We start from the raw sequence: 16,214 nt of genomic DNA, 5'->3' as shown, positions 1-16,214 counted from the left end.
TATGGTTTTCCCGCAAGCTACGCGAAATCAATCCCCGCTATGCCGCATAGAAACGCTGCACACGAGGGACGTTCTTGGCCACCGCAGACACCCGAATATCTCGCCCGGGACAAGCGCTCATCGACATAGCCTTGCGTGCCGCCGTTCCTGTTTTCGGCTTCCTTGCAATGATTGCCCTATGGGCGGCGGGTGTGGCGCTGTCGGGCGTTCCTCCGTATATTCTTCCGGGCCCGTTGGCGGTGGCCGCGACGATGATCGGCGATTGGCACATCTTGGGACCGGCGCTTTGGACGACGACAAAAACGACCCTGCTTGCCCTGCTTTTCGCGCTGTTCGGCGGATGGGGCATCGCCGTGTTGCTGGCGCAAGCACGGTGGATGGAAGCCTTTCTTGCTCCGCTTGCCGTGGCGATCCAGGTGACGCCTATCGTCGCGATTGCACCGCTGATCGCCATCTACGCGCCGACCCCGCTTGTGGCGCAATTGATCTGCGCATTCATTGTCGCCTTCTTCCCGATCATGCTGAACACTTTGCAGGGGCTGAAAGGTGTCGAGCGCCATCACGCCGACTTGCTTCGCACCTATGGCGCGTCCCGGTGGCAGACGTTTCGCTATCTGCAAATTCCTTCCGCGCTGCCAGGCATTTTCGCGGGCGTTAAAATCGGCGCGGGCCTTGCGCTGATCGGGGCCGTCGTCGCGGAATTTTCCGTAGGGCAGGCGGGTGAGCATGCTGGCTTGGCCTTCCGGCTGTTGGAAGCACAAAGCCGACTGTTCACGCCCCGTGTCTTTGCGGCGCTGGTGCTGCTTGCAGGTCTCGGGGCCCTGCTTTTTGCCGCGACGGCATTTCTCTCCTGGCTCGTTCTTCGCCGCTGGCATGAGAGCGAAGGTGCCTCGAAGGGTTAAGGCCGGCAATACATTCGGCCCCCGCAGAGGGTTCATCTTTTCAGGCTCAGCCCGACGCCCTTGCAGGAAAAGCGTGTATCGAATGCCCGGGTATAATCGGTGTCGGCCTTGAGCAGCTTCACCTTTACCAGTTCGTCGGCAAGCTGCTTGTAGCGTTCTGCGGTCAGGCAACCGATGCCCTTGTCCAGCGCATCGCCGCTATCGACGATTCCGTACTGCCTGATCTTCTCGATGGCATATTCGATCTGGCCATTCGTCATCTCGGGGTTGGTGGCCTTGATCAGCGCGTTGGCCGCCGCATTATCCCCATAGAGATAGTTGTACCAGCCCTCGATCGAGGCATCGACAAAACGCTGCACGAGATCGGGATTGCTGTTGACAAGGCTTTGCTGCACGGTGATCATCGTCGCGTAGGGCTTGTAGCCGCTGTCAGCGAGAAGAAAGATCTTCGGTTCCGTGCCGGTCTGCTTTCGCACTTCATAGGGTTCGGCGGTGATCAGTCCCTGTTGGGCCGATTGTTTGTTGGCGAGAAACGGCGCAGGGCTGAAATTATAAGGCCTGAATTGCCCGTCGTGGAAACCGCCGAAGTTGGCCTTCATCCATTCGAAATACGCGCCGAAGCCGCCCTGCGTCATGTAGATCGTTTCGAGCTTGGCGAGGTCCTGGAAGGTCTTGATGCCGCTGTCGGGGTGAGCCAAAATGACCTGGGCGTTCTTCTGATAAAACGCTGCGACATCGACAAGGGGAATGCCCTGTTCGATGCCGATGAGTTGCTCCTGCTGGGTTCCGAGATAGAAATCGAGCTTGCCCGTCAACAGCAAGGCACGGTTCTGCGCTCCCGGCCCGCCCTGCAGGATTTCGACATCGAGGCCGTATCTGGCATATGTGCCGTCAGCGACCGCCTGATAGAAGCCGCCGTGATCGGCCTCGGCGAGCCAGTCGGTGCCGAAGCGGACCTTGTCGAGGGAGTAGGCGGGGGAGGCGGCGGAGATTGCTGCGAGTGCAATCATTGCCGCCTTGCCGAAAGCGGTATGCTTGGTCATTGGACGTTCCTGACAGGGAAGATGTGAAACGCAGGGGGTTGTCGCTCGTGGTTGTAGCCTAGATTTGACCTAGCGGCTTGAAAAACTGCATCATTTTCCCCTGCGTCAGCCATGTTGCCATGTATCTGCCATTCTCTACGGGCTCTCAACATTCCAACAGCATGGCCTCACCGGAAATCCCGCGCGCGCTCTCATTTGAACAGCATCATGATATTGCCGGCGTCGGAATTCGCGATCTGCAAGGCCTGGATGGCAAGCTGCTGTTGCGCCTGAAGGGCTTTGAGCCGGGTTGACGCTTCGTTCATGTCGGCGTCGACGAGGCGGCCAATGCCCTTGTCGAGGGTGTCCATAAGGGTTTGCGAAAAGTTGGTCTGCATGTCGATGCGGGTCTTGGCCGAGCCGAGCGTGCTTGCGGCGGACGTGACCTTTTGCAGCATGACGTCGAGCCCGGACATGTAGTTGTCGAGGCTGCTTGCGGGATCGGTGATATCCACATCGGTTATATCAAAATCGGCAATGGGGCCGATGTTGTCTTTGACCTTGTCGATGGCAATGATCGAACGCGTTCCCTTCTGGGGGTACATGTTCGGATCGATATCCAGAACGACATTGCCAGCGTTGGCGCTGACTTTGACCCCATGGATGGCCAGTGCCGCGTCGAGAACCTGTGCCATCTGCGTGGCGGTGTTGATGAAACCATCTGTGGTACCGAGCGTGGCATCGACCAGATTGCGGTCGATGCTGACCTGCTTGACGGTGTTGTTCACCTTCAACTCGAACTGAAATGCGACCTCGCGATAAATTCTGAATGGCGATGTGAATGCAAACTGCGTTTTGGCATAGTCGCCAATGCTGGCACCCGCGACACCTGCTGTCGTTGTCGCTGCGCTGGCAAGTCCAGTTGCCCCGGCCGGCGAGCGGGTAATGCCGCTGACCCCGACGCTGGCCCCGCTCGATACTCCAGAGGTCTGGAACTGCAGGCTGGAACCGATTGTGCTTACGGCGACATTGCTGTTGATCCCGGCAGCGGAAAACGCCTGAGTCAGAACCGCCGCATAGTCGGCCGCGCTGGTGATCGTGCCCGTGGAGATGCCGAGCGTCGAATTGATCAAGGCTTCATCGATCGTCAGCGTCTGCGAAATCACGCCATCCACATCGATATGAAGGCTGATGGCTTCACCTGTGGCGAGCGTGACAGGCAACCCCGTCGTCTGCCATGTCTGCGTGGTGGAGGAAATAAATCCGGTTGCTCCATTCGGGCTACGGGCTACGCTCCCGACCGTTACGCTGGCTTCCGTGCTGCCCGAAGTCTCCTGGCTGCGGAACTGCAGATTGGAGCCGACCGTGGAGACGGTGACATTGTTATCGATCCCTGCTGCGACCAACGCTTGCGCCACGACCGCTCTATAATCGGCCGCGCTGCCGATCGAGCCGGTGGAGACGCCGAGCACCGAATCGATGAGCGACTTATCGATGACGAGCGTCCGAGAGATCGCCCCATCGACATTGATGTCCAAAGTTATTGTGTCGCCGCTCGTGAGTGTGATGGGCAGACCTGTCAGTTGCCGTGTCTGAGTTCCTGGCAGCCCAGCATCGCTGAGCAGAGCTGAGCGGAATCCGCCGATATCGCCCAGGCTGCGAATATCTCTCTGCAGTGCGCCGCCGCCGCCGGCATTGAATAGACTGACATCCGCGAGGTTGACCTCAGTCGTGCCGACTTGCACCAGGCCGTCGGCGGACCTGATGAAGGACGAGGTGAGGCTCGTCGGCAGTGAAGACAGCTCCCACAGGTTTTGCGGCGCATCGGTCTTCAGCCAATTGACGCCGTTGAAGCTTGCCGAGGAGGCCGTCGACAGAAGTTGCTGCTTGAGCTGATCCAGTTCCTTCTGGACTTTGGTCTTGTCCACGCCAGGTTCTTTCGCCGCGACTAGCTTCGCCTGGAACTCGCTGAGGATATCCACCGTCGTATCGAGGCCGGCATAGCTGACATCGATCTTCGCCGCTCCGAGGCCAAGGGCATCGGCAACCGCGGAAATGACCATGTTATCGGACCGCATGGTGGTGGAGATCGACCAATAGGCGGCGTTGTCCGCCGCTGCCTGCACGCGCAAGCCAGAGCTGATTTGGTCCTGTGTCTGTGAGAGCTGGATTCCAACGCTGCGGAGGGTCTGCAACGCGGCCATAGCGGCCGTATTCGTCAAAATGCTGGTCATGTTAAAAGGCCCGTGAGCACAGGCTAACCCCCGGACCTCGAAACCAGTCCGGCACAAAGAGTTAGCAATGGTGGGAACACTTTTAACGGTTAACCACTGGGGTGCCCGCCATCATGGCGAGACCGTCACCCTAAAAAACCAGGTAGCCGGGTGGTTTAGGGTCGCTCGGCGGGACGCTCATTCCGCAATCCAGCCGAACACTTTCGTTAACGTTTTTGCAACAGGATAGGTTAACAAAAGGTTAACGGTGCCGCCGCCCGGATACCAATTTTAAACGAATCATCCCTGCGTCGGGGATAAAGCCCGAACACGACCCGCGCCAGCGTTAGCGCTACAGCCTATCGTGGGGACGCGCGAATTGCGGTATGACGGTCGCGACGACTTCGAGTTCCGTCTCGAAGTCAGCTACAAGCTGAACGAATTTCGTCTCAACTTCGTCGGTGTCGCGGATATCGTTCACAGCGACGGAGTTCTTCCGCAGGAAGCGCGAATAGAGGCGTCCTTCGTCGGACGCCTCGGCTGGAAAATGGACGCGTTCCAGCTCTTTCACGTATGCTGCCGCGGTGATCGCCTCGATGATGCCTTTGCGGGCTTGATGATTTGAGATCGGGCCAACTTCGGCATTCAGTTTGAGGTATCCGTTGACGCCATCGTCGCCTGCCCGGACTTCGACCCAAGCGATGAGCGGATAGCCTGCCCACCAATTTTGGCACCCGGGCCAGGTGATCCCGGTCTTTTTGAATTCCTCGTGCCACCGAACGGGCAGAAAGCTCACGAGGTTCTTCTGCAGCCCAAAATAGACGAACCTGCGGTTGCCGATCCTGATCGATTTTCCGCGCTCGGGATTGTCGCCAAACAATCGACTGATGGCGGGGCCGAACCCCGTGTCGGCGCTGCGTTCCGCGATGAGACCCATCACCTTCCTATGATCCCGATAAAACTGGCGTGCCAGTCTTTGCATTTCGAAGGGGTCCTTACTCAAGTCGGTCAGTTCCTCAGGGAATATCGAAATGATGGATCGGTCATCGCAATCCAGGGATGATTGATAAGTCAATTATTTCAAGGAGAAAAGTGGCGCACCCGACAGGATTCGAACCTGTGACCTTTGGAATCGGAATCCAACACTCTATCCAGCTGAGCTACGGGTGCATCCGTTGGCGGCAGGGCCGCCGAAGCAGGCTGTGAAGCGGTTCATAGCTTAGCTTTAGCGCCGCATCAATGGTGAAAAGGAGCAGTTCGCAGGGGAATTTGCCGTTGTTGCTGAAAATGCAACTGCTTGCCCTGCCTCTGCCGGTCGACAAAGTGCTCGGCGGCGGACCGATGAGGCGCGCCGCCGAGGATTGCTTCAGGCTACCTGCATGGCGCCGGGGCCGGGGATCGCCTTCGGCGGTACCTTGCCCATGATGATCATGCCGAGCACCTCGTCCTTGGTCACGTCCTCGGTGCGGGCCTGGCCGACGACCTGGCCGTTTTTCATCACCGACACGCGGTCGGCGAGGTCGAAGACGTCGTGGATGTCGTGGCTGATCAGGAAGATGCCGATGCCTTCGCGCTTCAACTGCTTGATGAGGTCGCCGACCTGGGCGGTTTCCTGGGGCCCGAGGGCCGCCGTCGGCTCGTCCATGATCAGGATGCGGGCGTCGAAGAGGATCGCGCGCGCGATCGCCACCGATTGCCGCTGGCCGCCGGAAAGCGCCTTCACCGGTTCCTTGAAACGCTGGAAGTTGGGGTTAAGGCGTCCCATGACCTCGCGGGCCTTGGCCTCCATCGCCACGTCGTCGAGCGTGCCCCAGGGGGTCCTGAGCTCGCGACCGAGATAGAGATTGGCGGCGGCGTCGACATTGTCGGCGACGGCGAGCGTCTGGTAGATCGTCTCGATGCCGTATTTCTTGGCGTCGCGCGGGTTGTTGATGTCGGCGGCTTCGCCGTTGATCAGGATCTCGCCGGCATCGCGCTTGTAGGCGCCGGAGAGGATCTTGATCAGGGTCGACTTGCCGGCGCCGTTGTGGCCGAGCAGGGCCACGACCTCACCGGGGTAGAGATCGACGGAGGCGTTGTCCACCGCGTGGATGCCGCCGAAGGAGATGGAAATGTTCTTCATTTCCACGAGCGGAGTGCGTTGGTCTTTCATGGATCGTACTCCTTACTTGGCGCGGGCGCGGTAGATGGTGTCGAGCCAGACGGCAACGACCAGAACCACACCGACGACAATGCGCTGGAATGGCGAGTCGATCCCCAGGAGCACCATGCCCGACTGTAGTGATTGCATGACGAGCGCGCCGATCATGGCGCCGGCGATCGTGCCGACACCGCCGGCGAGCGATGTGCCGCCGATGACCGCGGCGGCGATCGTATAGAGTTCGTCGAGTTCGCCCTGCGCGTTGGTTGCCGCGTTGAGGCGGGCGGTCGAGATCGCCGCGGCAATGGCGCAGAGGATGCCCATTAGCGTGAAGATCTTGACGGTGACCCAGCGGGTCTTGATGCCGGCGAGTTCGGCTGCTTCCGGGTTGCCGCCGAGCGCGAAGACATAGCGGCCGAAGCGGAGCCGCGTGGCGATGAAGGTCATGACGATGCCGACGGCGACGGCGACGAGCACGGGGATGGCGATCCCGTGCGAGATCTGCAGGCCGCCTTCGGGCCAGGCGATGCCGTTGGCGTCGGCATATTTGCGGGCGATGTTGGTCGGCCAGTAGTAGCTGTTGGCGACGGCGATCGCGCCGAGCACCAGGATACAGCCGAGAATCGCCAGGAAATACTCCGCCCAGACCGGACGCAGCGGGAAGCGGAAGCGCTTGCGCTGCTTGCGCGAATTGAGGATGGCGGCGACGATGGCTATGCAGGCGAGGATGCCGACGATCCAGCTTGCTGTTGCGCCGATCGACCCTTCAGTGCCGCCGCCCATGAGGCGGAAGGTGGTGTTCATCGGCGCGACCGTCTGGCCGCTGGTCACGAACCAGGTGGCGCCGCGCCAGACGAGCAGGCCGCCAAGCGTGACGATGAAGGCGGGCACGTTGAGGAAAGCGACGATCGAGCCCTGGAGCGCGCCGATGGCAGCACCCACGGCGACGCCGCTCAATAGCGTGATGATCCAGATGGCCGGATGCTCGAGGCCGAGATATTGCGGCAGAAATTTCACCTGCATGACGCCCATGACCATGCCGCAGAAGCCGAGCACGGAGCCGACGGAGAGGTCGATGTTGCGGGTGACGATGATCAGCACCATGCCGGTCGCCATCACGGCGACGGAGGAGGTCTGGACCGTCAGGTTCCACAGGTTGCGCGGCGTGAGGAACAGGCCGCCGGTCATGATCTGAAAGCCGATCCAGATGATGACGAGCGCGCCGACCATGCCGAGCAGCCGGGTGTCGATTTCGGTGGCGCGGAAGAAGCGCTTCACCGGGTTTTCGTCCGCTGTGCGGGCGCGATTTGCCTGTGCGCCCTGCGTGTTGCCTTGTGTGATGTCGGCCATGGACGTGCCTTCCCCCACTTTTCGTGTTGATGTCGTCGCGTCAGATGGCACCAGGAGCCGGGATCGACGCGACAAGTCCGGTGCGACGGCAGAGATCGAGCGTTTCGTTACATTGCGCCGGTTGCGCGGGCGGCATTGTCCGCCCGGTGCGCACCTTGCGCAAGCGCCGCAACGGGTTGCGTTGCGGCGCTTGTCTGACGTCAGCGCTCAGTTCTGCTGATGCGGTTTACTTGCAGGCCGCGACGTCGCCCTTGACGCCCTGGCAGGCTTCCGCCTTGGAGATCCAGCCCGCGTCGATGACGACGTTCAGGTTGTCCTTGGTGATCGGCAGCGGTGCGAGGAAGACCGACTGCATGGCCACGCCCTTCGGTCCGCCGTTGAAGGTGGTGACGCCGGCGACTTCTTCCATCTTCTTGCCGCCGGCAAGTTCGACGGCGACTTCCGCGGCGCGCTTGCCGAGTTCACGGGAGTCCTTCCAGACCGAGACGGTCTGCGTGCCCAAGGCAACGCGGTTCAGTGCTGCCTTGTCGGCATCCTGGCCGGAGACCGGGACCGAGCCGGCGAGGCCCTGTGCATCGAGAGCCGCGATCGAGCCGCCGGCCGTACCATCGTTGGAAGCGACGACCGCGTCGACCTTGTTGTCGTTGGCGGTCAGGAACTGCTCCATGTTCTTCTGGGCGTTCTCCGGCTTCCAGCCGTCCGTATAGGCTTCGCCGACATTCTTGATCTTGCCGGCGTCGACGGCTTCCTTCAGCACTTCCATCTGTCCGGAGAAGAGGAAGTCGGCGTTCGGGTCAGCCGAGGAACCCTTGATGAAGACGTAATTGCCTTCCGGCTTCACCTTGAACACTTCGCGGGCCTGCATGCGGCCGACTTCCTTGTTGTCGAAGGTGATGTAGAAGGCGGCCGGGTTTTCGATCAGGCGGTCGTAGCCGACGACCGGAATGCCTTCGGCGGCGGCCTTTTCGATGGCCGGGCCGATGGCGTCGCTGTCCTGGGCCAGCACGATCAGTGCATTGGCGCCCTGGGCGATCAGCGACTCGATGTCGGTCAGCTGCTTGGCTGCGGACGACTGCGCGTCGGCGGAGATGTACTTGTCACCGGATGCCTCCAGCGCGGCCTTGATGGCGGCTTCGTCGGTTTTCCAGCGCTCTTCCTGGAAGTTGGACCAGGAAACGCCGACGACCAGGTCCTTCGCCTGGGCAACGGAATGCAGGGAAACGATGACGGCAACCCCTGCCATCAGCTTCAAAACGGATTTCATTTCATCCTCCCGAGTGAGGGCCGGCCGAGCGTGCGAACCTCCCGCACCATCCCCCGCCAGCCTTGAATGCTGTCGGAGATCGTGCCGCCACATCGTGCGGAATTATTTTCTCGACAGTCGAGAAAATGAATGTCATGGATTTTGGAGGCTGTCAACACGGCGTGAATGCGGTGATTGCGGCATCAACAAAGCGCTTCGCGAGTGGTCTCGTGCGTTGTTTCTCGACCGTCGAGAAAATCGGTGCCACAAGGCTGTCGGCGCCTTGTCTCGCCGTTCAACAGATGCTTTGGGAGGGGCATGTGTTCGAAGAATCCGCCACTGACAGGGACGTCTCATGCTGACCAAATCCAGCACTGAGCTCGTGCGTCAGCAGAACAGCGCGCTGGTCCTTGCAGCGCTCAGGCGCGCCGGCAATCTCTCCCACACGGAAATCTCGGCTGAGACCGGGCTTGCCTCGGCGACCGTTTCCGTGATCACCGCGGAATTGGAGAAGGCCGGGGTGCTCGCGAAGGCGGAACAACAGGTTCACGGCGGGCGAGGGCGGCCCCGTGTCCTCTTCACGCCGCGGCGCGACCACGGCCATCTCGTGGTCGTCAGGATCTCCTCCGACATCGTGCAATATTCGCTGATCGATTATGGCGGCACGCTTCTCGACCGGTTCGACGAAACGCGAAACCACGGCGAGCGCGGCACGGTTCCTTTCGCCCGCGCATTCGTGGATGCGCTCGAACGCCTGCTGCAGCGTTCGAGGCTGGAACGGGATCGCGTGCTCGCCGTTTCGATCAGCAGCAAGGGGTTGGTCGACAGCGCGGCGGCGCGGCTTTTGTGGTCGCCGGTCTTTGGCCGGGAAGAGCTGGATTTCGCCGCGTTGCTTGCGCCGCAGTGGCGCGCGAAGGTCATGCTCAGCAACGAGACGCTGCTGGTCGCGCAGGCGCTCGCCGCCCAGGCCGAGCGCAAGCCGGAGGGCGGGTTCAGGGCGCTTGCGGCGATCTCGCTCGGCCACAGCATCGGCCTCGGCGTCGCCCGCAAGAACCACAGCGGGGAGATGGATGTCAGCGCGCCCAACTTCGGCCATATGCTGCACGCGCCGTCGGCCGGCCTGTGCCGTTGCGGCGCCTATGGCTGCATCGAGGCGGCAGCGGGCTTCTATGGGATTCTGCGGGCGGCGTTCGAGGTGCCGGCGGATACCATCCCCGCCAAATTCGTTCCCGTTGCCGAGCTCGACAAGATCGCCGTCAATGCGCGGCAGGGGCATCGCATGGCCGGTTATGCGTTCCGCCAGGCGGGCATCGCGCTCGGTAACGGCATCTCGCGCATGCTGAGCCTCTATGAACGCATGCCCGTTCACGTCACCGGCCCCGGCATCCGCTACTTCGATCTCATGCTGCCGGGCATCGAGGAGGGACTTGCCCAATCGATGCAGGTTCGTCTCCAGGGCGCTCCCGAAATATCGGTCGTGCCCGACGAGCAACGTCTCGTCTTCGAGGGGCATCTGGAGCGGGCGCTGGGCGCGATCGATGCCGATATCGCCACCACCGGCCTTTCGTGATGCTTGGCTGAAGCGCATCGCCAGGCGCGACCATTTTTGGGGTTGTGCCGAAGGCGAACGCCTTTGGTAATACAATTTACAGTTATTTAGCGACTCCTTGTCAATGTGGCGGTGACGTGGGAGACGTCTATGTTTTCAGTGATTGCATGCATACGCGACGATCATGACTGGCGGCTCATCGTGGCCGCCGCGATCGTCTGCCTGGCAGGCAGCGTCGCAACGATGTTGCTGCTGCTGCGTGCCGAGCGAAGCGAAGGCGGCCAACGCAGCCTCTGGGTTGCCGCCAGCGGCCTTGCCTGCGGTTTCGGTGTCTGGTCGACGCACTTCATAGCGATGCTGGCCTATGACGGTGGCGTGCCTGTTGCTTACGGTCTCTGGGGCACCGCCCTGTCGATGGTCGTAGCCATAGCCGCGTCGTGGATCGCCTTCGCAATCTGCCTCGGCGGTGGTTCGCGTATCTCGATGTGCTGCGGCGGTTTCGTGCTTGGTGCCGGCGTCGCGGCGATGCATTTCACCGGCATGCAGGCGATCGAGATCCACGGGCACATAGCCTACGATCTGCGGGCGACCGGTTCGGCGGTCGTCGCGGGAATGCTGGTGGCGGGTGCTGCGCTCCACGCTTTTCATGTCCTGCGCAGCATGCGGCGGTTGGTCGTCTCCTCACTGCTGCTGGTGCTGGCGATCTGTGCCTTGCACTTCACGTCGATGAGTGGCGTGACGCTGGTGCCGGAGGCCAGTGTCGCCGTCGCCGATACCATTCATCCCGCCTGGCTCGCCGGTGGGGTCATCGCCGCCTCGACCACATTGATCGTGCTCGCCTTCGGTGCGCTCTTCGTCGATCGGCACCTGACCGATCTCCGAGGGCTTGCCAACGCCTCGCTCGAAGGCATGGCGATCGTTTTCGACGGCGTCATCGTCGAAGCCAACGAGCGGTTTTCCGGCCTCACCGGCCGGTCGCTTGCGGACCTGTCCGGGCGTCGCCCGTCCGAGATCTTCGTCTTCGGCGAGGAGGGGCTGGAGGGACACAGGCGTGGGGAAGGTCCCGGCGAGATCGACCTTCTGAGTGCCGACGGGCGCACCATTCCCGTGGAATTCATGTGTCGGACGATCGAGTATCGTGGACGCGAATGCGAAGTGATCTTCGTGCGCGACTTGAGGGCAAGGAAGGAAGCCGAGCGCACGATCGAGCATCTGGCCCATCACGATGCGCTCACCGACTTGCCGAACCGCGCCTTCTTCGATCGCAGGCTGGCCCAGACGCTTGCGGCGGCTTCTGCGCGAGGCGAGGAACTGGCGATCCTCTGCCTCGATCTCGATCGCTTCAAGGCGGTCAACGACATCTTCGGCCACGGCGAAGGCGACCGGATCCTGCGCAAGGTTGCCGACATCCTGCGCGAGGCTGCCGGAGAGCAGGACACGATCGCCCGTCTCGGCGGTGACGAATTCGCGATCATTCAGGTGGGCGGCAAGCAGCCGCAGGCGGCGCGTCTGGTGACGGACCGTATCCTGGCGCTGTTTGCCGCGGAAATGGATACCAATCGCGACCCGACCGCCGTCGGCGTCAGCATCGGCGCCGCGCTCTACCCGACCGACGGGCAGACCGCAGATCAGTTGCGCAACAACGCCGACACGGCGCTCTACCGCGCCAAGCAGAGCGGCAAGGGTATCGCCTGCTTCTTCGACCGGGAGATGGATGAAGCGGTTCGCACCCGCCGGCAGATCGAAAACGACCTGCGCCATGCGGTGCTTCGCCGCCAGTTCTTTCTCGAATACCAGCCGCTGGTCGAGGTTCAAAGCGACAGGATCATCGGCTACGAGGCGCTTCTGCGCTGGAGCCATCCGCAGCGCGGGCTGATCGGGCCCGACGTGTTCATTCCGATCGCAGAGGAAAGCGGTTCGATCATCCAGATCGGCGAGTGGGTGCTGGAACAGGCCTGCACGGAAGCGGCAAAATGGAATGAGCCGCTGCCGATTTCCGTCAACATCTCGCCGGTCCAGTTCCTGCTGCCCAATCTCTTCGACCAGGTCGCCAGCATCTTGCGCCGGACTGGCCTCGATCCCTGGCGGCTGGAACTGGAAATCACCGAGGCGGCGCTGATGCACAATCGCGAGGACGTGCTGGCAGTACTGGTTCGCCTGCGTATCCTCGGCGTCAGGATCGTCATGGACGATTTCGGCACCGGGCATTCGTCGTTGAGCAACCTGCAGACCTTCCCCTTCGACAAGCTGAAGATCGATTGCAGCTTCACGGCTGCCCTTGAAAAGGATCCTTCGGCGCAGGCGATCGTCCGGGCGATCATCGCACTCGGCCACAGCCTCAAGCTGGCGGTCGTGACCGAAGGCGTCGAGACCGAACGACAACGGCAGATCCTGGCGGAGGAAGGCTGCCTGCAGATCCAAGGCTTTCTTTCCGGCCGGCCGGGTGCTGCGCCCAGCACCGGCCGGGAAGCGCCGCGGTGGGAGAAGGTGGCGGCATGCGCCGAAGGCTGAGATGCCTCGGGCGCTGACTTGCAGAGTGCGGGTGTAAAAAAGGCCGGGCATGTGGCGCCCGGCCGATTTGTTTGCTTGGGAGGCGAAGTTCTACGCCACGCTGATCTGGCGCTTTTCGACAACCGACTTTAGGGCAGCGTCCGCGAGCGCCAGTGCGGCAAGGCCGTCCTTGCCGGAAGGCGTGATCTCCGCGCCCTTTTCGATCGTGGCGATGAAGCTCTCGATCTCGTTGGCATAGGCTTCGGTATAGCGGGTCATGAAGAAGTCGTGCAGCGGCGGGCGGGTGTAGCCATCGCCGTTGGCGATCTCGATCGACACCGGCCGCTGGTTCTCAGCCGAAACGACTCCTTTCGAGCCGTGCACTTCGATGCGCTGGTCGTAGCCGTAGGTGGCGCGGCGGGAGTTGGAGATGATGGCCTGCTTGCCGGACGCAGTCTGCAGGATTACCGAGACGCTGTCATAGTCGCCGGCTTCGCCGATCGCCTTGTCGACGAGAACGGCGGCGGTTGCCGTCACCGAGACCGGCTCCTCGCCGAGCAGGAAGCGGGCCATGTCGAAGTCGTGGATGGTCATGTCGCGGAAGATGCCGCCCGAACGCTTGATGTAGTCGACCGGCGGGGCGCCGGGATCGCGCGAAGTGATCGTCACCATCTCGACGTCGCCGATCTTGCCGGCATCGATCGCCTGCTTGACGGCCATGAAATGCGGATCGAAGCGGCGGTTGAAGCCGACCATCAGCTTGGCCTTGGTTTCGTTGACCACCTTGAGGCAGGCCTTGACGCGCTCGACGTCAAGGTCGACGGGCTTTTCGCAGAAGATCGCCTTGCCGGCGCGCGCGAAGCGCTCGATCAGGTCGGCATGGGTGTCGGTCGGCGTGCAGATGACGACGGCGTCGATGTCCTTGGCGGCTTCGATCGCTTCGATGGTGCGTACGTCGCAGCCATACTGCTTGGCGATGGCTTCGGCAGCGGCGGGGAAGGCATCGGCAACGGCAACAAGCACCGCATCCGGATTGCCGCTGACGGCTTTCGCGTGAACCTTGCCGATGCGTCCGGCGCCCAGAAGACCAAATCTGACTGTCATCTCTGTTTCTCTCGAAGTCCGGTTCGCGACCGGGAAGGGGCGTGATGATCGGCGCTCATCGCGCAAAGGCGCCGCGGAATACCGTTTCCGCGAATGGGTCGAAAAGTTGCCACGAAAGATCGCGCGTTGGAACGCTGCGCCGGCGCCTCTCCCTTGGTACCTCCGCTGTCCGTTCGGCCACCCAATCCCGCACAATCGGAATGAAACGGCCGATACGCACATTTTCGGAATTTTTATTCCATTTTTGCGCTTCCCGTCAAGGGGCGTTCGTGGTCCCGGGCTTGCCGTTGTGGACGAACTTCTCGTAAATGGAGCACTCGAGATAAGGCTGCCAGAGGATAGAATGCTCAAGTTCATCGACCCGGATCACCCCTTTTACCGCCCGCTGTGGATCCGTCTGCTGATCGTTCTCTTCTGCGCCGTGTGGACGGTGGTCGAGTTCCTTGGCGAGCAGATGCTTTGGGGCATGATCTTCCTGGCGATCACGGCCTACACCTCGGCGGCGCTGCTGATCTTCTACAGGTCGAGCGAGAAGGGCGAGGCAAAGGTCGGGGACGAGGAGCAGGACAAGGGCGACGAGGGCGGCCCCACCGGCTGAGAATCAGGGGGCCGGGCTGGTCACACGCACCTGCCGAGAGGCTTCGTCGATCAGCATGTTGGCAAGTTTCATCCGCACGGTCGCATTGGTCCGGAAGGCGGCCGGCAGCCGGTCCGGGTGGTTTAGGGCAGCGAATGCCCGCCGCTTCGCAGCAAGCGTCGCTTGCGTTTCGTCGTCTGCAAGCGCCAGTTCCTCGGCGACCTCCGCAAGGCTCGTGCGGCTGAGAAAGTCGGGCATGACGGGCGGGGACGGCGGTTCCACGAAAGACGCGTCGAGATAGGCGCGCTCGACCGCGCCGAGGGAAGTGAGGCCAGTGTTTTCGGCGGCAAAGCTACAGTCGAACGCCGGGGCATAGGGCGTGGCGACACGCGCCGCTTCGGCCGGTGCCGGTTCGCTATCCTCTTCCGTTTTCAGTCGCTCGAGCACCGACTGAAAGACTGACATTCCAAACATGACGCCTCCAATGGAGGCGCACCATGGCAGGCGGAGATTATCCCGGGCTGATCACTCTGATCATGCCGGGCTGGTCACGCTCGTCCCTGTTTCAGGATGAGGTCGTAGAGCAGCTTGGCGCTCGGCGGCAATGCGCGTCCCTCCGCCGTGATCAGCCCGTAGGGCTTGATGCGGATCGGGATTTCAGTCTTGAGGATGCGGATTTCGCCGGCCGGCGTGCGGTTGCCGGCAATCAGGTTGGCGACGTCGAGCGCCACCGGCGCGATCGCATTGGTGTTGCGCACGATGGACAGCGTCAGGATGATTGACGAGGTGTTGATCACGGTCGCCGGCAGCCTGACGCCGGCGGACACGAAGCTGTCCTCGACGGCGCGTCTGAGCAGCGTGCCCGGCGGCTGGAACACCCAGTCATAGGAGGGCAGGTCCTCAGCGCCGACCACGGGCTTGTCGAGCAGGGGATGGCCGTCACGCACGATCAGGCAGACCTCCTCGTAGCCGATTTCCACCATGTTGAAGAGCCGCGGCGGCTGATCGTCGGGGATGCGCCCGATGATGAAGTCGTGCCGCGCGGCGAGAAGCTCCCTCGCCAGCACGTTGCTGTTTTCGATCTGGACGTTGATTTCGATGCCGGGATAGGCGGTGATCACCTGGCGAATGGCGGGGACCGCGAGGTTGAGCGCCGGGCCGGTGACCGAGCCCAGCGAGACCGAGCCGCCGCTGCCGGTCTTGAGTTCGCTGATTTCGCGGGAGGCCTCCCGAAGCTCCAGAAAGATCGTCCGCGCCCGCCGCGCCAGCGCCTCGCCATAGGGCGTCAGTTCGACGCCGCGGGCGACGCGTTCGCAGACCGGCGCCTTCAGCATGGTCTCGATTTCCGACAGCATGCGCGACGCGGCCGGCTGCGAGATTCCGAGGGCTTCGGCCGCGGCGCTGATGCGCCTGTGATCGTCGATCGCGAGAATCAGCCGGAGGTGGCTGATCTTCAGGCCGGAGCGGAAGAGCGCCGAATCGAAGAGTTCGCCGGTCGTGCCGGCGGTGCCGGGCTTCTGGTCGCGCATTCTCCGCCTCCTTCTTTCCCCCTTGGTTTTCAAGGATTTTCAAAAATCACACTGTTTGCAAGTGCTATATCATTTTTGGTATACATTCAAAGCGA

The 16,214-nt window shown here is 62.0% G+C and carries 13 protein-coding genes and 1 tRNA gene; 4 read left to right on the top strand and 10 right to left on the bottom strand.

Translation table 11 applies throughout. The annotated features are described in order from the left end of the window. Positions 1–191: 191 nt before the first annotated feature. Positions 192–902, top strand: coding sequence for an ABC transporter permease (locus QM996_RS12420; protein WP_500267743.1), 711 nt, complete (start codon positions 192–194; stop codon positions 900–902). Positions 903–934: 32 nt separating this feature from the next. Here the strand turns inward: QM996_RS12420 and QM996_RS12415 are convergent, their stop codons facing one another. The 7 genes from QM996_RS12415 to xylF form a co-directional block, all read right to left on the bottom strand. Then, positions 935–1,945: an ABC transporter substrate-binding protein gene (locus QM996_RS12415; RefSeq protein WP_500267742.1), complete on the bottom strand. Its 1,011-nt coding sequence runs from the start codon at positions 1,943–1,945 to the stop codon at positions 935–937. A gap of 191 nt (positions 1,946–2,136) precedes the next feature. Then, positions 2,137–4,158 (bottom strand): flagellin family protein, encoded by a 2,022-nt coding sequence (locus tag QM996_RS12410; RefSeq protein ID WP_500267741.1) that lies wholly within the window; start codon positions 4,156–4,158, stop codon positions 2,137–2,139. A 331-nt stretch (positions 4,159–4,489) separates the two neighbouring features. Further along, positions 4,490–5,074 carry a hypothetical protein gene (locus QM996_RS12405; protein ID WP_500267740.1) on the bottom strand — a complete coding sequence of 195 codons (585 nt, stop codon included), beginning with the start codon at positions 5,072–5,074 and terminating at the stop codon, positions 4,490–4,492. 156 nt (positions 5,075–5,230) lie between these two features. Next, positions 5,231–5,307: transfer RNA gene (locus QM996_RS12400), tRNA-Arg, on the bottom strand. Between the two features lie 196 nt (positions 5,308–5,503). Then, complete coding sequence (locus QM996_RS12395; protein WP_034793927.1) at positions 5,504–6,289, bottom strand: ATP-binding cassette domain-containing protein; 786 nt, start codon at positions 6,287–6,289, stop codon at positions 5,504–5,506. 12 nt (positions 6,290–6,301) lie between these two features. Further along, the gene (locus QM996_RS12390) at positions 6,302–7,627 is read right to left on the bottom strand and encodes a sugar ABC transporter permease (protein WP_500267739.1); all 1,326 of its coding nucleotides are present in this window, start codon (positions 7,625–7,627) and stop codon (positions 6,302–6,304) included. Positions 7,628–7,853: 226 nt separating this feature from the next. Continuing rightward, positions 7,854–8,891 (bottom strand): D-xylose ABC transporter substrate-binding protein, encoded by a 1,038-nt coding sequence (gene xylF / locus QM996_RS12385; protein WP_500267738.1) that lies wholly within the window; start codon positions 8,889–8,891, stop codon positions 7,854–7,856. Between the two features lie 334 nt (positions 8,892–9,225). On the opposite strand from xylF, the gene QM996_RS12380 reads away from it, so the two are divergent. Both QM996_RS12380 and QM996_RS12375 read left to right on the top strand, forming a co-directional pair. Beyond that, on the top strand, positions 9,226–10,440 hold the full coding sequence (locus QM996_RS12380; protein ID WP_500267737.1) for an ROK family transcriptional regulator: 1,215 nt from the start codon (positions 9,226–9,228) through the stop codon (positions 10,438–10,440). 129 nt (positions 10,441–10,569) lie between these two features. Beyond that, a complete protein-coding gene (locus QM996_RS12375; RefSeq protein WP_500267736.1) occupies positions 10,570–12,930 on the top strand; it encodes a bifunctional diguanylate cyclase/phosphodiesterase in 2,361 nt (786 codons plus the stop codon). Between the two features lie 90 nt (positions 12,931–13,020). Here QM996_RS12375 and iolG read toward each other — a convergent pair whose 3' ends face one another. Further along, entirely contained in the window at positions 13,021–14,013 is a 993-nt protein-coding gene (gene iolG / locus QM996_RS12370; RefSeq protein WP_500267735.1) for an inositol 2-dehydrogenase, read from the bottom strand. Positions 14,014–14,356: 343 nt separating this feature from the next. Between iolG and QM996_RS12365 the strand changes: the two genes are divergently transcribed. After that, entirely contained in the window at positions 14,357–14,611 is a 255-nt protein-coding gene (locus QM996_RS12365; protein WP_500267734.1) for a hypothetical protein, read from the top strand. Positions 14,612–14,614: 3 nt separating this feature from the next. Here the strand turns inward: QM996_RS12365 and QM996_RS12360 are convergent, their stop codons facing one another. Then, on the bottom strand, positions 14,615–15,064 hold the full coding sequence (locus QM996_RS12360; protein WP_500267733.1) for a hypothetical protein: 450 nt from the start codon (positions 15,062–15,064) through the stop codon (positions 14,615–14,617). A 74-nt stretch (positions 15,065–15,138) separates the two neighbouring features. After that, entirely contained in the window at positions 15,139–16,119 is a 981-nt protein-coding gene (locus tag QM996_RS12355; RefSeq protein ID WP_173517496.1) for a LysR family transcriptional regulator, read from the bottom strand. Positions 16,120–16,214: the final 95 nt, after the last annotated feature.

This window comes from Sinorhizobium chiapasense (assembly GCF_045277575.1).
Classification (GTDB): Bacteria; Pseudomonadota; Alphaproteobacteria; order Rhizobiales; family Rhizobiaceae; genus Ensifer; species Ensifer chiapasense_A.
The sequence above is the reverse complement of the archived record's forward strand: the minus strand, read 5'-3'. Positions and strand labels throughout refer to the sequence as shown.